This window comes from Curtobacterium sp. NPDC090217, assembly GCF_044746705.1.
Classification (GTDB): Bacteria; Actinomycetota; Actinomycetes; order Actinomycetales; family Microbacteriaceae; genus Curtobacterium.
This window is the reverse complement of sequence record NZ_JBIVCR010000005.1, coordinates 207562-225204: the sequence shown is the minus strand read 5'-3', so window position 1 is coordinate 225204 and position 17643 is coordinate 207562. Positions and strand designations below refer to the sequence as shown.

The 17643-nt window shown below is 72.8% G+C and carries 15 protein-coding genes; 14 read left to right on the top strand and 1 reads right to left on the bottom strand.

The features are described 5' to 3' along the window. Window positions 1-76: 76 nt before the first annotated feature. Genes ACIPJ2_RS17545 through ACIPJ2_RS17525 form a run of 5 tightly spaced genes read left to right on the top strand, consistent with a single transcriptional unit; the run spans window position 77 to window position 7411 of the window. The gene (locus ACIPJ2_RS17545; RefSeq protein WP_402729907.1) at window positions 77-1318 is read left to right on the top strand and encodes an aminotransferase class V-fold PLP-dependent enzyme; all 1242 of its coding nucleotides are present in this window, start codon (window positions 77-79) and stop codon (window positions 1316-1318) included. Further along, window positions 1315-2409, top strand: coding sequence for an FAD-dependent oxidoreductase (locus ACIPJ2_RS17540; RefSeq protein WP_402729906.1), 1095 nt, complete (start codon window positions 1315-1317; stop codon window positions 2407-2409). The genes ACIPJ2_RS17545 and ACIPJ2_RS17540 overlap by 4 nt, the downstream gene beginning before the upstream one ends. After that, on the top strand, window positions 2406-3953 hold the full coding sequence (locus ACIPJ2_RS17535; RefSeq protein ID WP_402729905.1) for a gamma-glutamyltransferase: 1548 nt from the start codon (window positions 2406-2408) through the stop codon (window positions 3951-3953). Before ACIPJ2_RS17540 ends, ACIPJ2_RS17535 begins: the two co-directional genes overlap by 4 nt. Window positions 3954-3980: 27 nt before the next feature. Beyond that, complete coding sequence (locus ACIPJ2_RS17530) at window positions 3981-5978, top strand: primary-amine oxidase (RefSeq protein WP_402729904.1); 1998 nt, start codon at window positions 3981-3983, stop codon at window positions 5976-5978. After that, entirely contained in the window at window positions 5978-7411 is a 1434-nt protein-coding gene (locus tag ACIPJ2_RS17525; RefSeq protein ID WP_402729903.1) for an amidase, read from the top strand. Before ACIPJ2_RS17530 ends, ACIPJ2_RS17525 begins: the two co-directional genes overlap by 1 nt. Before the next feature lie 22 nt (window positions 7412-7433). Here the strand turns inward: ACIPJ2_RS17525 and ACIPJ2_RS17520 are convergent, their stop codons facing one another. Further along, window positions 7434-8129 carry a GntR family transcriptional regulator gene (locus ACIPJ2_RS17520; RefSeq protein ID WP_400465964.1) on the bottom strand — a complete coding sequence of 232 codons (696 nt, stop codon included), beginning with the start codon at window positions 8127-8129 and terminating at the stop codon, window positions 7434-7436. A 110-nt stretch (window positions 8130-8239) separates the two neighbouring features. Here ACIPJ2_RS17520 and ACIPJ2_RS17515 point away from each other — a divergent pair, with 110 nt between their 5' ends. The 9 genes from ACIPJ2_RS17515 (at window position 8240) to ACIPJ2_RS17475 (ending at window position 17628) form a co-directional block, all read left to right on the top strand. Further along, complete coding sequence (locus ACIPJ2_RS17515) at window positions 8240-8737, top strand: hypothetical protein (protein WP_402729902.1); 498 nt, start codon at window positions 8240-8242, stop codon at window positions 8735-8737. A 99-nt stretch (window positions 8738-8836) separates the two neighbouring features. After that, complete coding sequence (locus ACIPJ2_RS17510; protein ID WP_402729901.1) at window positions 8837-9646, top strand: amidohydrolase family protein; 810 nt, start codon at window positions 8837-8839, stop codon at window positions 9644-9646. After that, on the top strand, window positions 9637-10134 hold the full coding sequence (locus ACIPJ2_RS17505; RefSeq protein WP_402729900.1) for a hypothetical protein: 498 nt from the start codon (window positions 9637-9639) through the stop codon (window positions 10132-10134). The genes ACIPJ2_RS17510 and ACIPJ2_RS17505 overlap by 10 nt, the downstream gene beginning before the upstream one ends. A 111-nt stretch (window positions 10135-10245) precedes the next feature. Continuing rightward, a complete protein-coding gene (locus tag ACIPJ2_RS17500; protein WP_402729899.1) occupies window positions 10246-10851 on the top strand; it encodes a cysteine hydrolase family protein in 606 nt (201 codons plus the stop codon). Then, the gene (locus ACIPJ2_RS17495) at window positions 10844-12244 is read left to right on the top strand and encodes an amidohydrolase (protein ID WP_402729898.1); all 1401 of its coding nucleotides are present in this window, start codon (window positions 10844-10846) and stop codon (window positions 12242-12244) included. Before ACIPJ2_RS17500 ends, ACIPJ2_RS17495 begins: the two co-directional genes overlap by 8 nt. A gap of 110 nt (window positions 12245-12354) precedes the next feature. Continuing rightward, entirely contained in the window at window positions 12355-13935 is a 1581-nt protein-coding gene (locus tag ACIPJ2_RS17490) for an ABC transporter substrate-binding protein (RefSeq protein ID WP_402729897.1), read from the top strand. A 105-nt stretch (window positions 13936-14040) separates the two neighbouring features. Beyond that, window positions 14041-15093 carry an ABC transporter permease gene (locus ACIPJ2_RS17485; protein ID WP_400465979.1) on the top strand — a complete coding sequence of 351 codons (1053 nt, stop codon included), beginning with the start codon at window positions 14041-14043 and terminating at the stop codon, window positions 15091-15093. Beyond that, entirely contained in the window at window positions 15086-16813 is a 1728-nt protein-coding gene (locus ACIPJ2_RS17480) for a dipeptide/oligopeptide/nickel ABC transporter permease/ATP-binding protein (RefSeq protein ID WP_402729896.1), read from the top strand. The genes ACIPJ2_RS17485 and ACIPJ2_RS17480 overlap by 8 nt, the downstream gene beginning before the upstream one ends. Next, complete coding sequence (locus ACIPJ2_RS17475; RefSeq protein WP_402729895.1) at window positions 16810-17628, top strand: ABC transporter ATP-binding protein; 819 nt, start codon at window positions 16810-16812, stop codon at window positions 17626-17628. Before ACIPJ2_RS17480 ends, ACIPJ2_RS17475 begins: the two co-directional genes overlap by 4 nt. Window positions 17629-17643: the final 15 nt, after the last annotated feature.

The window sequence follows — 17643 nt, the reverse complement described above, 5'->3', positions numbered from 1 at the left end:
GTTAATGGATACAACCTGTTTATGATGGGATCCATTCAGCGTCCGGGGGTGACGCGCTCGAGGGAGGACCCGCCACATGACGATCGGTCTGGAGGACGGCACACGCGCCGACCCGGCAACGACGGAGATCGACGTGGCCGCCGAGCGGTCACGCACGGCCGGTACCGCGGGACGCCACTACTTCAACGCGGCGGGCGCCGGCCTGGTCAGCGACGGCGTCCTGGAGGCCGTGGTCACCCACCTGCGTCGGGAGCAGCGGGTGGGTGGGTACGAAGCGGCCAACGAGGTCGCCGACGACGTCGCCGCGGTGTACACGTCGGCTGCTGCGCTGCTCGGCGCCGAGGCGGACGAGATCGCCCTGTTCGACAGCGCGACGAGCGGTCTCCGCGGCGTCTTCGACGCGCTCCGGCTCGGGGCCGGCGACACCGTCGTCGCGCCACGGTCGAGCTACGTGAGCCAGGCGCTCCGCCTGCTCGCCATGCAGCGACACGACGACGTCCGGCTGGTGGTCGTGCCGAGCGACGGCAGCGGAGCGATGGACCTCGAGGCGCTCGACCGTGCCGTCGAAGGCGCCACGGGCCGGGTCGTGGTGAGCGCCGTGCACGTGCCGACCTCGTCCGGGCTCGTCGAGCCGGTCGCCGAGATCGCCGCCGTCGCCCGTCGCCACGGCGCCCTCTCGGTCGTCGACGCCACGCAGTCCGTGGGACAGATCGACATCGACGTCCGGGCCGTCGACTGCGACGCCCTGGTCACGACCGGCCGGAAGTTCCTGCGCGGCCCGCGCGGGACGGGCATGGCCTACCTGCGCCGCGGCACGCTCGAGGGCATCGGTGCGTGGGCACCGGATGTCCGCGGCGCGGTCTGGACCGGCGAAGATGAGTGGACGATGGACGGCACCGCGCGACAGCTCGAGACCTGGGAGTGCTCCGTCGCCGCGCGGCTCGGCCTCGGGGTGGCGCTGCGCGAGGCGCTCGACCGCGGTCCGGCGGCGACCGAGGCGCACCTCGTCGGCCTCGGCTCCCGCCTCCGGGAGGCCCTCGACGGCCTCGACGGCGTGACCGTCGCCGACCCGCTCGCGTCGCGCTCCGCGATCGTCACCTTCACGGTCGACGGAGTCGCGTCGAAGGAGGTCTCCGCCAGGCTCCGACAGCGCCGCATCGACTCCATCTCGGTGCCCGCGAGCCACGCGCAGTGGGACCTCGGCGCCCGCGGGCTGCCCAGCGTCGTCCGGGTGTCGCCGCACGTGTACAACGACGACGAGGACGTCCGGATCCTGCTCGACGGCGTCGCCGACGTCGTGGCCGAGGTCCGGGCATGACCGAGGTGCACGACGTCGTCGTCCTCGGACTCGGGATCCACGGTTCCGCCGCGACCCACGAACTCGCCCGCCGCGGCCTCGACGTCGTCGCCGTCGAGCGGTTCGCCCCCGGACACACGCGGGGCTCGTCGCACGGCGCCACCCGGATGATCCGCCGCGCCTACCCGAGCCCGGTCTGGAACGACCTGGTCGACCGCGCGTACCGCGGGTGGGACCGGTGGGGGACCGCAGCCGGCGCCCCCTTCCTGCACCCCACCGGCGGGCTGTACGCGCACCGTGGTGAGCCGACGATGCAGGGCGGGTCGAGCCTCCCGGTCGGCCGCGACGCGTGGCGGACGCTCGCGCCCTCGCTGCGTCCACCCGAGGAGTACGGGGCGGTCCACGACCCCGACGCCGGCGTCCTCGACGCCGCACGTGCGCTCGCGTTCGCGCAGTCGGCCGCCGCGGCGGCCGGTGCCGACCTGCGCTTCGGCGAGACCGTGCTCGACCGACGGGTCGACGACGGCGTCGTCACCGTCCGCACCGACCGCGGCAGCATCCGCGCCCGCCACCTGGTCCTCGCCGGCGGCGCCTGGGCGTCGCAGCTCGTGCCGGAGGCCGCCGCGTTCTTCGAGGTCTGGCGCATCGTCACCCTCACCGTCCCGACCGGTCAGGCGATCGCGCAGCCACCGGCACTCGGCTGCTTCTCCGTCGACCTGCCCGAGGGCCTGGTCTTCGGCCTGCCCGAGGCCGCCGGGTCCGGCGCCAAGATCGGGATCGACGCCGGCCCGGTCTGGGACCCCGACGTGCCCGTCGCACCGCCCACCGAGGCCGAGACGGCCCACCTGGCCGGGCTGTTCGAGCGCTTCGTCCCGGGGATCGACACGGCGGGCGGCGACGCCGTCGCCTGCCTGTACACGATGACCCCGGACAAGCGCTTCGTCGTCGGCCCGCTGGCGGACGAGCCCGAGGTCATCGTGGCCGCCGCGTGCTCCGGACACGGGTTCAAGTTCGGTCCGGCGATCGGCGAGGCCGTCGCCGACCTGGTGCAGGGCGTCGCGCGTCCGGACCTCGACTTCCTCAGCCCAGCACGGATGGTGACCACCGCATGACCGAGTCCACCGCAGCCGCGTCCCGCCGGGTCGCCGTCGCCGCACCGCACCCCGCCGCGCTCGACGCCGCGGCCGAGGCGGTCGCGGCCGGCGGTGACGCGATCGACGCCGCACTCGCAGCCGCCGCCGCGCTGACCGTCGTCTACCCGCACCAGTGCAGCATCGGTGGCGACCTCGTGGCCCTCGTCCGACGCCCCGGACACGCCGTGACCGCCGTGGTCTCCGCCGGTGCCGCCCCGAGCGGGATCGACGTCGCCGCGCTCGCGCAGCAGGAGCGGATGCCGCGGCAGGGTGCGCAGACCGTCACCGTGCCCGGCGTCGTCGCCGGCTGGCGGGCGATCGACGCGCTCGGCGGTCGGCTCGGTCTCCGTCCGGCGCTGCGCCGAGCAGCCGGGCTCGCGGCCGACGGGGCGCCCGTCTCCGCCGGTCTCGCCCGTGCGATCGCCGTCCGCGAGCACGAGATCCGCGCCGACGCCGGCATGACCGACGTCTTCGGCGACGGCGCCGGTGGCCTGCTCGGTGTGGGTGACCGCCTCGTGCAGTCCGCGCTCGCCGCTACGCTCACCGAACTGGCCGCCGACCCCGGGGCGATGTACCGCGGGCGGATCGCCGCGTCGATGACGGCGCGGCTGCGGGAACTCGGTGGTGTGCACACCGAGGCCGACTTCGCCGCGCACGAGGCCGAGCTCGCCGAGCCGGAGCAGGCCGACGTCGGCGGGGTCCGCTGGTGGGTGGCACCACCGCCAACGCAGGGCGTCGTGCTGCTCGGCATCTTGCCGGAGGCGCTCGCCGACGATGCCGACTCCGCAGACCGCACCGCCGAGCTCGTCGACGCCGTGCACCGCGCGGCGCTCGTCCGCCAGGCCGAACTCGGCGACCCCCGCGGCGGTCCCATCGACGTCGCCGCGATGACCGACCCGCGCGACACCGGCCGGACGGGGGCGCTGCCCCGGGCCGGACGCGCGCTCGGGGACACGGTCGCGGTCACCGCGGCCGACACCGACGGCACCGTGGTCACGCTCATCCAGAGCGTCTACCAGCTGTTCGGGTCCGGCATCCTCGACCCGGGCACCGGCGTCGTCCTGCACAACCGCGGTTCGGCGTTCAGCACGGACCCCGCCCACCCGGGGCACGTCGGCCCCGGACTGCGTCCGCCGCACACGCTGCTGCCGGTCATCGCCGAGACGGACGGTCTGGTCGTCGGACTCGGTTGCCAGGGCGGCAGCGCCCAACCGTGGATCCTCGCGCAGGTCGCCCGTGACCTGGTCGACGGCGACAGCGACCCCGTGGCCGTGCTCGGCCGCCCGCGGTTCGTGGTCGGCGCGCGCGACCTCGGGCACGAGGAGATGACCCTCGTCGCCGAACCCGGGACCGACGACGCGACCGCCGCGGCCACCGCGCTCGGCCTGCCCGTCGCACGGACCGACGGCCCGGTCGACGAGGCCGGGCACGTGCAGACCGTCCGACTGCACGCCGACGGCCACCTCGACGCGGCGAGCGACCCCCGCGCGGACGGTCGCGCCGTCGTCCTCCACGCCAACTGACCCCCGATCCACCCGAGAAGGAAGCCCATGAGCAGCACCGCCCACGTCCTCGATCCGCTCACCTCCGCCGAGATCGCCTCCTTCGTCGCCGCGGTCCGCGGTTCCGGTCGGATCGGTGCACGACCGCGCTTCTGGGGGATCGCCCTCGACGAGGAGAAGGCGCGCGGGACGGTGGCCGGCGGTGCTCGCCCGGTGCGCACGGTCGTGATGGACCCGGACGCCCACGCCGCCTGGGAGGTGCGCGGCTGGACGGCCGGGCCGGACTCGCCGGCGATCGTCGAGCTGTGGACCGACGTCGACCACCGCCGCCCCGGCGTCTCGAGCGACGAGGCGCGGCTCATCGCCCAGGCCGCCCGGAAGTCGCCGCTGATCATCGAGGCCCTGGCCAAGCGCGGCATCACCGACACCTCGCTGGTCTGGGTCGACCCGGAGTCGATCACGGGCTTCGTGCCCGAGGACCTCGCCGACCGCCGCCTGAGCTGGGGCACGGTCTGGTACCGCGAGTTCCCCGAGGACAACGGCTACGCCAGGCCGGTCGCGGGGCTCGTCCCGATCCTCGACCTGGACACGCTCGAGGTGATCCGCATCGAGGACCACGGGGTCGTCCCGATGGCCACCGAGACCGGGGTCTACACCTCGGGCACCTGGGGTCCCGACCGCGAGGTCTCGGCGCTCGACATCGTGCAGCCGAACGGTCCCGGCTTCGCGATCGACGGGCACCTGGTCACGTGGCAGAACTGGAGCTTCCGCGTCGGGTTCTCCCACCGCGAGGGCCTCGTCCTGCACGACCTGACCTACCGCGACGGTGACGTCGAGCGCCCCGTGCTGCACCGTGCGGCGGTCAACGAGATGTACGTGCCCTACCTGGACAGCGACCCGACCGCCTACCGCAAGAACTTCTTCGACTGGGGCGAGTACGGCGCCGGGCCGCTCACCGCGAGCCTCGAGCTGGGCTGCGACTGCCTCGGCGAGATCCGGTACTTCGACGTCGACTTCCTGGACGGCCACGGCGAGCCCCAGACCATCGTGAACGGCATCTGCCTGCACGAGGAGGACGACTCGATCCTCTGGAAGCACGTGAACACGCGCACCGGCAGCGCCGAGGTCCGTCGCAGCCGCCGCCTGGTGATCTCGAGCTTCGCCACGGTCGCGAACTACGACTACGGCTTCTACTGGACGCTGTCCCAGGACGGTTCGATCGAGCTCGAGGTGAAGCTCACCGGGATCATGTCGGTGTCCGGCATCGCCGACGGCGAGACCCCGCGGTACGGCCGCATGGTGGCGCCGAACGTGCAGGCGCCGACGCACCAGCACTACTTCGCGGTGCGGCTCGACACCGCCGTCGACGGGCCGTTGAACCGGCTGGTCGAGGTCCACGCGGAGCCGGAGCCCGACGAGGCGCTGAACCCCTACGGCAACGCCTGCATCGCGGTCGAGACGCCCATCGCGACCGAGGCCGACGGTGCCCGGACGTCCGACCCTGCACGGGCGCTGCACTGGCGCATCGAGAGCGAGTCGGCGCAGAACCGCTTCGGCGAGAGCACCGCGTACCGCCTCGCCGTCCAGAACACCGCGCAGCTGCACGTGCGGCCCGGCAGCATCGTGGAGCGCAAGGCGCCGTTCGTCGCGAAGCACCTGTGGGCGAGCGCGTTCGACCCCGAGGAGCGGTTCATCGCGGGGGAGTACCCGAACCAGGGCGAGCTCGGCGACGACGGCGTGCACGTCTGGCAGCGGGCGGGCCGGTCGCTGGAGAACGAGCGGCTCGTGCTCTGGCCGGTCCTCGGCGTGCACCACTTCCCGCGGCCGGAGCAGTGGCCGATCATGCCCGTCGACCGCATCGGCTTCCGGCTCGAGCCGGACGGCTTCTTCGACCGGAACCCCTCGCTCGACGTGCCGCCGTCCGCGACCGACCACTGCGCACCGGGCGCCGGCCACGAGCACGCGGGCCACGACCACGACACCCATGCCGCGCACGACGGGCACGTCCACGCCGAGCAGCAGCACGACCACGAAGGCGGCCGCTGATGGCCGGGACCGAGCACACGCCCGAGCACCTCGCCGACTGGACCGCCGTCCGACTGGCCGACGCCGTCGCGGCCCGCGAGGTGTCGGCGGTCGAGGTGATGCGCGCCCACCTGGAGCGGATCGAGGAACGCAACCCGCGCCTGCGGGCCGTCGTCGCACAGCAACCCGACTCGGTCTCGCTCGCCGCCGCGGAAGCCGCGGACCGCCGCACCGCCGAGGCACGCGCCGCCGGCGACCCCCTACCGCTCCTGCACGGCCTGCCCACTGCGGTGAAGGACCTGATGGACGTCGCCGGGCTGCCGACCACGAACGGGTCCGCGGCCTTCGCCGACGCGCGTCCGGCAGCGCACGACAGCGTGCTCGCGACCCTCCTGCGCGACGCCGGCGCGATCATCATCGGCAAGACGAACACCCCGGAGATGGGGCAGGGCGTCCTGACGTTCAACCCGGTGTTCGGCACGACCGTGAACCCCTGGGACACGTCCCGGCACGCCGGGGGGTCGAGCGGCGGCGCCGCGGCGGCCCTGGCCGGACGGATGCTGCCGATCGCCGACGGTTCGGACAGCGGCGGGAGCCTCCGCTACCCGGCCGCGTTCTGCAACGTCGTCGGCGTCCGACCGAGCCCCGGCCGCGTGCCGAGCGGCCGGACCGGCAACGCCTGGACGCCGCACGGGGTCACCGGACCGATGGCGCGCGACTCCGCGGACGCCGCACGCTTCATGGACGCCCTCGCCGTGGAGCAGTTGGTCTGGCCGATGTCGGCGATGACGCGGCACCCGGTGCGTCCGGTCCAGGTCGACGGGCTCCGGGTCGCGTGGAGCGACGACGCCGGCGGCCTGCCGATCGACCCGTCGGTCCGAGCCGTGCACCGTGCGTTCGCCGAGCAGCTCGCGGGCCTCGGCGCGGTGGTCGAGGCAGCGGAGCCCGACTTCGCGGGTGCGGACGAGGCCTGGGAGACCATCGAGACGTTCGAGTTCTTCCTGGGCGGTCGGCACGCCGTCGACGCCGGTGCGACCGGGTTCCGGCCGGACTACGTCAGGAACGTCGAGCAGGGCCGCGCCACGACCGCGACGCAGCTCGCCGACGCGTACGAACGGCGGACGCGCATGTACCGGGACACGGCCGCGGTTTTCGACCGGTACGACGTGCTGGTCCTGCCGGCCACGCCGGTCGTCGCGCCGCCCGCCGACGTCGAGTGGGTCGACGAGGTCGACGGACACCGCTTCGACCGCTACTTCACGTGGCAGATGCTCGCGAACCGGCTCACGCTGACCGCGCACCCGGTCGTGGTCACCTCGGCCGGGTTCACGCCGGAGGGACTGCCGGTCGGGGTGCAGGTCGTCGGGCGATACGGCCGCGAGGCGCAGCTGCTCGCGGCGACGCGCGCGATCGAGGAGGCCACCGGCTGGATCCGGCGGGCACCGGCGCTGTAGCCGCGGCGGGCGGCCGGCCGGCTCAGCCGGTGAAGACCGTGGACGAGCGGCGCTCGTACCAGTGCGCCAGGTGCTCGCCGGCGCGCAGGACGTGGTCGCGCATGAGTCCGGCCGCACGCTCGTGGTCACCGCTGACGAACGCCTCGATGAGCTCCTCGTGCTCGCGGAAGTTCTCCTCGCGGTGCCGGGAGTTCTCCCGGAGCACGAGCGCCGAGACGTTGCGCGGGAAGGCGTCGTTGATCTCGACGAGCATGCGGGTCAGCCGGGTGTTCCCCGACGCCTGGTAGATCAGCCCGTGGAACTGGTCGTTGTCGACGCCCTCGCGCTGCTTCGGCTGCTCGCCGTCGGCCGCCGCGAGCGAGCGCTCGTACATCGCCTGGTTCACCGATCGCAGCTGGGTGATGGTGGCGTCGTCGAGCCGGTCGACGGCGCGGCGGGCGGCGAGCGACTCGAGTTCGGCGCGGACCTCGTAGGCCTCGCGGACCTCCCACGGCACCGGCACACGCACCACGGCGCCGCGGTTCGGCACGACCTCGATGAGCCCGCCGGTCTGCAGCTGCCGCAGGGCCTCGCGGACGGGCGTGCGACTGATCCCGAACTGCGCCGCCAGGTCGGCCTGGCGCAGCGGTGCGCCGATCGGGATCTCGCCGGACATGATCTTCGCGCGGATCCGGGCGGCGAGGTCGTCGACGAGTGCGTTGCCGTCGGTGGTGGTCACGAAAGTGGTCTCCTCGGTGCGTCATCGCAGCGAGCCCCCGCTGCGGATCCAATCCTGCCAGGTGTTGGATCCCGTTGCCGGATCCGACCCGCCCATGATTGGATCCAATCATGGGCTTCCTGATCGTCGTCACCCTCGGTGGGTCGCTCGTTGCGCTCCTCCTGGGCGTCGCGGGGGCGCGGCGCGTCGGGCGTACGGCGCTCCTGGGCGAGGTCGTGATGCTCGCTGCCATGGCGGACGTCCACCTGCCGGCCATGGGCTTCGTGCCCGCACCGTTCTGGGCGGTCCTGCTCGGCGGCTGTGCGATGGTGACCGCGCTGGTCGACCGCGTCCGCCGTCCGCGCCGCCCGCAGGGGGACCACCTGCACGCGCTCGGCATGCTGCTCGGCGCGGTCTTCGTGGTGCTGGGTTCCGCGCACGCCGGTGGCACTACGGGCCACCATCACGGTGCCGCACTCCTCCTGCCGGTCGCCGTCGCGGTGGCCGTGCACGTCGGTGCCGTGGCGTGGAGCGTCGGGCGGCGCCGCGTCGCTCGGACGGAGTCGGTGCGACGGATCGCGGCGCTCGTCGGGCTGCTCGCGATGGGCGCGATGGCGGCCGTCCACTGAACCACCTGCGGTCGTTACCGGCGTCGACGAGGCGACCCGGGCCTCCCGGCGGGACCATCCGCTACCAAATTGGATCCAATTCTGGCAGTATCGGATGACATGTGGGGAGCACTGTCCCCGCGAGCAGCCGACGAGGAGACGCCCAGGATGATCATCGACGCCTACAACACCACGCAGGACCGCCGTGGCCGGAGCGACTACCTCAGCGGTGTCCGGCCGGGCGAGGAGCCGCCCGCGTACACGCCGTTCGACGCGAACCGGATCCTGGACCGCATGGACGCGGCCGGTGTCGACCGCGCGATGGTGTGCTCGCTCGCGCAGGGGATCGAGAACGACTTCCTGATGGACCTGGTCGCCGCCCACCCGGACCGGCTGTTCGGCTTCGGACAGGTGATGCCGCAGTGGGAGAACGCGACCGACGAGATCCGCCGGTTCGCAGACGGTGGACTGGTCGGTCTGAAGCTGCACCCCAGCCTGCACGGGTACCACGTGGCGGACCACGGCCTGCTCGACCCGCTGTTCGAGGTGTGCGCCGAACTCGGCCTCCCCGTGCTCATCAACGCCCTCGACGACGCGTTCTGCGCACCGTTCGCGATCGAGGAGATCGCCAAGGGCTTCCCGACGGTGCCGACGATCATCGCCCACATGGGGGCGGTGTGGAACGTGCCGGAGGCGATCATCGTCGCGGAGCGGAACCCGCACGTCTACCTCGAGACCTCGGCGACGCTCATGTCCGACGTCAAGCGCGCCTACGCCCGCCTCGGGGCCGAGAAGATCCTGCTCGGGTCCGAGTGGCCCGGCAGTGACTTCGACCTGGAGCGCATGAAGATCGCGAAGGCGATCCCGGACGAGGCCGACCGGGCGCTCGTCGAGGGCGGCAACATGGCACGGATCCTGGGGTGGTCGTGAACGACCGGGGTGCGCCGGTGCCGTCGGAGCGTCCGGTCCTCGACGGGCCGCCGGCCGGGATGGACGCGGCCGACCGCGAGCTGCTCGCCATCGCGACCGACGTGCTCGAGCGTCGGTACCGCGCGGGCGTGCACGAGGTCGCCGCGGCGCTCCGCCTGGTGGACGGCACCGTCGTCACCGGCCTGCACGTCGAGGCGTCGGCCGGTCGGGCGTCGGTGTGCGCCGAGTCGGCGGCCCTGAGCGCCGCGGTCGTCGCCGGCGCGGCGGTCGAGTCCGTCGTCGGCGTCCTGCGCCGACCGAGCGGGACGCTGCACCTCATCGAGCCCTGCGGCGTCTGCGCCGAACTGCTCGGTGACCACGCCCCGGACGCGCACGTCTGGGTGGCGGTCGGCGACGGGTTCGGCCCGGTCGGCGTCGCCGAACTGCTGCCGTTCCGGCGGCTCCGAGCGGCCCGAGCGGCGTCGCACTCCTCGACACCTGAGGTTTAACGCCGCGGAAACACCCCCGACCCGTGCGGTGTCGGATGCCGTCACAGAATGACGGCGACGGCGCGCACCGGCCCCCACCCGAGTGCACCCCGTCGTGGAAGGAACCACCGCATGCTCGCCGTTTCCGGCAACCCCGTCCTGATCGTCGTCGACATCCAGGGCGGCGCCGCCTCGACGATGCCCACGCCGGGCATCCCCGTCATGAGCGGCCGCGCCGAACGCGCGCCCCGCGTCCGTGACCTCATCGAGCACTGCCGGTCCGCGGGCGTGCCGGTCGTCTTCATCCAGGAGGTCCACAAGCCGGACCTCGTCGACATCGGTCGGGAGCTCGACGGCGCCGAGGGGCCGCACTGCATCGAGGGTGACGAGCAGACCGAGCTCGCGTCCTGGATCGACCCGCGGCCGGAGGAGTTCGTCATCCGCAAGCGGCGGTACTCGGCGTTCTTCGGCACGGAGCTCGAGATCGTGCTCAAGGCGTACCGTGCCGGCACGGTGCTGCTCGTCGGCGGCCTCACCGACGTGTGCATCCACTACACCGCGGCCGACGCCCACCAGCACGACTACGCGGTGCGCGTGCTCACCGACTGCGTCGCCGGCTCCAGCGAGCGTGCGCACGACGCGGCGCTCGAAGCGATCGAGTACCTGCAGCGCGACGCACTCGTGACCGCGGCCGACGTGCGCACGTGGCTCGACGAGCGGGAGCCCGCGCGTGCCTGAGCCGACCAGCACGTCGGCGCGCGGGCCCGCCCGGATCGTCGTCGGGCACATCCGCACCATGGACCCCGCGATCCCGACGGCCGAGGCCATGCTCGTCGTGGGCGACCGGATCGCCGCGGTCGGCACGGCTGCGGACGTACGGGCCGCCGCGCACGACACCGCGGCCGACGTGGCGGAGGAACGTGTCGAGGGCACGGTCCTGCCGGGGTTCACCGACGCGCACGCCCACGCGCAGCGCGCCGGGCTCAAGGCGCTGCAACTGCTCGACGCGGACGCTGACGCCGACGCCTTCTCGGCCGTGATGCTCGCCGACGGGGACGCCGACCCGGACGCCCCGGACTGGCTCGGTGACGCCCCGCCGACGCTCGAGGACCGGCTCGCCGCGATCCGCCGGGTGCAACCGCTCCTGCACGCCATGGGCTTCACCGGGTTCGTCGACCCCGCGGTCACGCTCCCCGAGCTCGCCGGCTACCGCGAGGCGCACCGGAGGGGACTGCTCACGATGCGCGTGGTCGCGATGCCGTACCCGGAGCTCGGGACGGACGCCGTGCCCGACGTCGACGCCGCGCTCGCCGTCCTCGGGGCGATCGACGGCGTCACGGGCGACGGCGACGACCTGCTGCGCCTCGGGCCGATCAAGGTCTACTACGACGGCGAGGGCATGAAGGGGCAGGCCCTGCTCGAGCGGCCCTGGTCCGGCGACGACCACGGCGTGCAGCGCATCTCCGCCGACGACTTCGCGCGGCTCGCCGCCGCCTGCGTCGGGGCGGGCTGGGGGCTCGGCGTCCACGCGGTCGGCAGCCGAGCGGTCGCCGAGGTCCTCGACGGACTCGAGGCGGCCGAGCGACAGACCGGCCGGTCGATCGCACCCCTGCGGTGCCAGCTCATCCACGCGTACCTCGAACCGAGCCCGGAGACCGCGGCCCGAGCGGCTCGCCTGGGCGTGGTCGCGTCGCTGCAGCCCTCGATCGCCTGGAAGAACGCGGCGGGCCTGCGTCGACGGCTGGGCGACCGGGTGGACGAGGTGAACCCGATGCGCACGTGGCTCGACGCCGGAGCCGTCGTCGCGATGGGTTCGGACGCGCCCTACTTCCCGTTCGACCCGCGCGAGGTGGTCCCCGTCGCGTCCGGGCGTCGGATGCGCGACATCGACGAACCGCTCGGCCCGGGGCAGGCGATCTCGGTGTTCGAAGCGGTGGCGGCGTACACCCGTGGGGCGGCGCACGCGGCCTTCGCGGAGGACCGGCGGGGTGTGCTGCGTGCCGGGGCCCTCGCGGACTGGGTGCTGATCGACGTGGACCCGGGGGACTGCACCCCGGACGAGTACGCCAGAGCTCGCGTGCGACGGACCGTGGTGGGCGGACGGACGGTCTTCGCCGCGGTCGAGATGTAATCCACACGAAACATAGTTGGATGCGGATTGTCCTAGATTGGATCCAAGTTGGACCCGACCCTGGGACTGACTCCCTGGCATCACCCCGAATCCCATTGGAGGACAGCACCATGGTGAGGAAGCGCATCCTCGTCGGCGTCGCGGTCGCGACCGCCGTCGGCCTCTCCCTGAGCGCGTGCAGCACGTCCGGCTCTGCCGACGGCGGCAGCGGCGGCTCGACGACCAACACGATCAACGCCGAGCTCTGGTACGCCCCGGCGACGTTCGACCCCGCGAAGGCCTCGGCCAGCTCGGACGTCGAGGTCGCTCGCCTCGGCTTCGACACCCTGCTCCGGCAGGGCGAGGGCGACGACGGCGGGTACATCGGCGGCCTCGCGACCAAGTGGGACGCGGAGTCGGCCTCGAAGTACGAGTTCACCATCCGGGACGGGGCGACCTGCTCGGACGGCACCGAGATCACACCGACCGTGGTGGCCAAGTCCTTCGAGTACCTCGTGGGTCTCGACGACTCGGGTGCCCAGACCTGGAAGAACCAGGCGTTCGGCTCGGGTGACCCGACCTTCACGCCCGACGACTCCGCCGGCACCCTCACGATCTCCCTCAGCTCGCCGTACTCGCAGCTGCTCGGCGGTCTGACCCGGCCCGGCACCGGCGTCATCTGCCCGGCCGGCATCGCCGACCCGAAGGGACTCGCCGCCGGCACCGTGAAGGGCGCCTGGTCCGGTCCGTACACCCTGACCAAGTCGGCCGCGGGCAAGAGCGTGCAGTACTCCCTGCGCTCGGACTACGACGCCTGGCCGGACTGGAAGACCGTCACCGGCAAGCCCGCGAAGACGATCAACATGACCGTGCAGGGCGACTCGAACACGAGCGCGAACCTGCTGCAGTCCGGTGGCGTCGACGTCGCCCGCTTCTACGACTCGAACGCCGAGCGCTTCACCGGCGACGGCTACTCGACCGTGAAGTTCGCCAGCTCGGCCTACAACCTCGTCTTCAACGAGGCCGAAGGGTCCGGCTCGGTGTTCGCGGACGACCAGCCACTGCGTGCGGCGGTCGCCCAGGCGATCGACACCAAGGGCTTCAACGACGCCGGGCTCGACGGTCTCGGGGTCGCACAGACCACCGTGAACGCCGCCAGCTACCGGTGTGCGGTCGACGGCTCGTCGCTCGTGCAGTCGTACGACGCGAAGGCGGCGGCGAAGGAGCTCAAGGGCAAGACCATCCGCCTGCTCATCATGTCGAACTGGGACCCCGCGGCGGACTTCCTCGCGGAGTCGCTGCGGAACGCCGGCGCCACCGTGAAGGTCTCCGCGCCGGACCCCGCCGACTGGACGACCCAGATGCGCACGAAGCCGGACACTTGGGACGTCGCGGTCGCGGCCGAGGACGCCCAGGTCGGCCTGATCAACCTCTCGATCGCCCGGTACCTCGGTCCGACCTACCCCGAGGGCGGCACGAACGTCTCCTCGAGCGACAACCCCGAGGGCCTGAAGGCATACCAGGCCGCGATGGCGACGACCGACGAGGACGAGCAGTGCGCGGACTTCGCCACGGCGCAGAAGTCGATCCTCGAGCGGGTCGACATGACCCCGCTCATCACGGACACGCACCGCTACGTCGCCCGCAAGGGCTTCGAGACGCACGTCTTCTCCGGCTACTGGGACCCGTCCGCCATGCGGATCGTCTCGTGACCGTCTGACGCGCTCACCCAGCACCATCCAGCACCGCCCAGCACCACCCAGCACCACCCGCACCACCCCACCACCGCCCGGACCGGAGCACCTGGAGGACCCGCGATGAGCACCACCACCGTCGACCATCCCCCCGTGCCCGGTCCGGGCGCCCCGGACGCCCCCGTCGCAGCGGCTCCCCGAGCCGCGAGCCTCGGTGGCGCCTGGCGGCGGTTCCTGCTCCGTCGCGCCGGCGGCCTCGTCGTCAACCTCGCGCTGCTCGTCCTCGTGACCTTCCTCATCGTGCAGCTCATCCCCGGCGACCCGGCCACGGCCATCGCGGGCGACACGGCGTCGCTCGCACAGGTCGAGCTCGTCCGGCACCAGCTCGGCCTCGATCAGCCGCTCCCCGTCCAGCTCTGGCACTACGTCGCAGGCGTCGTCCAGGGCGACTTCGGGGACTCGTACAAGTACCGCGCACCGGCCATGGACATCGTCATGACCGCCGTGCCGTACACGCTCACCATCACGATCGTCGCCGTCCTGCTCCTGCTCGTCCTCGGACTGGCGCTCGGGATGACCGTCGGCGTCCTGACCCGCGGCGACCGCCACCGGTGGCTCGACGTGACGTTCACCGCCGTCACCGGCCTCATCTCCTCGATCCCGACGTACGTCCTCGCCACCGGGTTCGTCGTCGTCTTCGCAGTCCTGCTGCACGTGCTGCCGCCGGCGTACTCGCCGGCCTACGACTTCGGGGCCGCCGCCGTGCTGCCGATCGCCTCGCTGACCGTCGGCGGCACGTGTTCCGTCGCCCGCATCGTCCGCCGGGAGACCGCGGTCATCCTCGAGCAGGACTACATGCGCACCGCACGCGGCTGGCGACTGCCGGCGCTGTCGATCTACGCGAAGCACATGCTGCCGAACCTGCTCACCACCGCGCTGACGCTCTCCGGCATCATCCTGACCGCCCTGCTCGGCTCCGCGCTGATCACCGAGGCGGTGTTCGCCTGGCCCGGCCTCGGCGGCGTGATCGTCCAGGCGATCGCGGTCGACAAGGACTACCCGGTGATCCGCGCCGCCGTCTTCGTGATCGGCCTGATCTCCCTCGTGATCACCCTCGTCATCGACATCATCCTGGGTCTCATCGACCCGCGCACCCTCGGAGAGAAGCGTGGCTGACACCATCACCGCCGTCCGCGCCGCCACCGTCGACCGGCCCGCGCGGCCCCGGGCGTTCGCGTGGAACGCCGGCCTCGTCGTCGGACTCGCGATGTTCGGCCTGATCCTCGTCGTCGCCGTCGTCGCACCGTTCGTCCTCGGTTCCCAGGCGACCGGGATCGGCGGCACCGCCGGACTCGGGTCGACCGCCGAGCACCCGCTCGGCACCGACACCCTCGGCCGGGACATGCTCGCCCGCACGCTCGTGGCCACCCGCGCGACGGTGCTCATGGCGCTCGCCGCCACGGCGCTGTCGGCCGTCGTCGGCATCGCGCTCGGTATCGGCGTGTGGCTCGCCCCGCGGCGGCTCCGCGAGTTCGGGCTCCGCGCGATCGAGTTCGCCGTCAGCTACCCGACGATGCTCGTCGCGATCATCGTCGCCGCGATCCTCGGACAGGGCATGGTCCAGGTGGTGGTGGCCATCGCGGTCGCCAACATCGCCGGCTTCGCCCGACTGACCGCGAACCTCGCCGCGAAGATCTCCACCAGCGAGTACGTGACGACGGCCCGGCTGATGGGCGTCCCGGCACACCGCGTCGCGGTCCGGCACGTGCTGCCGAACATGGCCGAACCGACCCTCATCCTCATCGCCGGCGCGTTCTCCGGCGCGCTCGTCGAGATCTCCGGCCTGTCGTTCATCGGCCTCGGCGCGCAGACCCCCGCGTTCGACTGGGGCACGCTGCTCAACGACGGCCTCGACCGCATCGTGGTCAACCCCGTGGTCATCGTCGGGCCGGCGGTCGCCCTGACCTTCGCGTCGCTCGCCGCCCTGCTCGTCGGGGACGGGCTCGCCGCGGCGGCGAACCCCCGGTCGAACACGACCCGCGCCCGGACCACCCGGGCGGCCGGGGCGCCGACGCTCGCGGTCGAGGAGGACGCGGTGCTCGTCGCCGACGGCATCTCCGTGCGGCACGGCGCGAGCGGACGCCCGCTGGTGGACGACGTCTCGTTCACCATCCGTCGTGGCGAGGTGCTCGGGATCGTGGGCGAGTCCGGTTCCGGCAAGTCGCTCACCGCCTCCGTCGTCGCCAAGCTCCTCGGCGAAGGGCTCGAGGCGTCCGCCCGACGGCTCGAGCTCGGCGGGGTGGACCTGCTCGGCCGGGTGCCCGACCGCGTGCTCGCCTCGCGGATCGGCCTGGTCTACCAGGACCCCGGCACCGCCCTGAACCCGGCGATGGTGCTCGGCATCCAGCTGTCCGACGTGCTGCGGATGCGCCTGCGCCACAGCCGGCGCGACGCGCTGCGCCTGCTCACCCAGGGGTTCCGGGCGGTCAAGCTCACCGACCCCGAAGGACGCCTGCGGCAGTACCCGCACCAGCTGTCCGGCGGGATGAAGCAGCGCGCGATGATCGCGTCCGCGATGAGCACCAAGCCGGACCTGCTCATCGCCGACGAGCCGACCACCGCGCTCGACGTGACCGTCCAGCGCGAGGTCCTCACCGTGCTGAAGCGCATGAACGAGGAGTCCGGGACCGCCGTGCTCTTCATCTCGCACGACCTCGGGGTCGTCCGCGCGCTGTGCGACCGGGTCCTCGTGATGCGGAACGGCAGCATCGTCGAGCGCATCGACGACGTCGCCGGCCTGTCGCCGGAGACGGTCGACCACCCCTACACGAAGCAGCTGCTCGCGGCCACGCCGGTCGTGACGGTGCCCTCGGAGCAGACGGAGGCGCACGCGTGACCGACACCACCACCACGACGACCCGCCGACCGGCCGCGACCGATGCCGACCCGATGATCGACGTCCGCGGCCTCGACGTCGCGTTCGGGTCGACGACCGTCCTGCACGGCGTGGACCTGCGCCTCGAGCGCGGCCGCACCGTCGGCATCGTCGGCGAGTCCGGCTCCGGCAAGTCCACGCTCGCCAAGGTCCTCGTGGGCACGGTGAAGCCCGCCGCCGGGAGCGTGATGGTCGACGGCGTCGACCTCGGCACGGCGCACCGGTCCGCACTGCACGCCGCCAGACGCCGCATCCAGATGGTCCCGCAGGACCCCTACTCGTCGCTCTCCCCGCGGCGCACCGTTGCGCAGACCCTGGCCGAGGCGATCGACCCGATGCGTCCGCGCGTGGCGACCCACGAGGAGCGCATCGGCGGCTGGCTCGAGCGCGTCGGGCTCTCGCCGGACATGATGCACCGCTACCCCCACGAGTTCTCCGGCGGGCAGCGGCAGCGCATCGCGATCGCCCGCGGGCTGATCATCGATCCGCACCTCGTGATCGCCGACGAGATCACCTCAGCACTCGACGTCTCGGTGCAGGCGCAGATCCTCGACCTGCTCGCCGACATCAAGGAGTCCCTCGGGTTGACGATGGTGTTCATCTCGCACAACCTCGCCGTCGTGCAGCGCGTCAGCGACGAGGTCGTGGTGCTGTACCAGGGCGAGGTGGTCGAGTCCGGTCCCGTGGAACAGATCTACGCCGACCCGCAGCACTGGTACACGCGCCGGCTGCTCGACGCGGACCCCGGCTCCGCCCGCTTCAGCCTGACCGGCTGACCGATCACGGAAGGT

Coding starts and splice junctions, on each gene's coding strand:
- ACIPJ2_RS17545 (WP_402729907.1), top strand. CDS start 77: ATGACGATCGGTCTGGAGGACGGCACACGCGCCGACCCGGCAACGACG.
- ACIPJ2_RS17525 (WP_402729903.1), top strand. CDS start 5,978: ATGGCCGGGACCGAGCACACGCCCGAGCACCTCGCCGACTGGACCGCC.
- ACIPJ2_RS17535 (WP_402729905.1), top strand. CDS start 2,406: ATGACCGAGTCCACCGCAGCCGCGTCCCGCCGGGTCGCCGTCGCCGCA.
- ACIPJ2_RS17515 (WP_402729902.1), top strand. CDS start 8,240: ATGGGCTTCCTGATCGTCGTCACCCTCGGTGGGTCGCTCGTTGCGCTC.
- ACIPJ2_RS17530 (WP_402729904.1), top strand. CDS start 3,981: ATGAGCAGCACCGCCCACGTCCTCGATCCGCTCACCTCCGCCGAGATC.
- ACIPJ2_RS17510 (WP_402729901.1), top strand. CDS start 8,837: ATGTGGGGAGCACTGTCCCCGCGAGCAGCCGACGAGGAGACGCCCAGG.
- ACIPJ2_RS17490 (WP_402729897.1), top strand. CDS start 12,355: ATGGTGAGGAAGCGCATCCTCGTCGGCGTCGCGGTCGCGACCGCCGTC.
- ACIPJ2_RS17485 (WP_400465979.1), top strand. CDS start 14,041: ATGAGCACCACCACCGTCGACCATCCCCCCGTGCCCGGTCCGGGCGCC.
- ACIPJ2_RS17540 (WP_402729906.1), top strand. CDS start 1,315: ATGACCGAGGTGCACGACGTCGTCGTCCTCGGACTCGGGATCCACGGT.
- ACIPJ2_RS17500 (WP_402729899.1), top strand. CDS start 10,246: ATGCTCGCCGTTTCCGGCAACCCCGTCCTGATCGTCGTCGACATCCAG.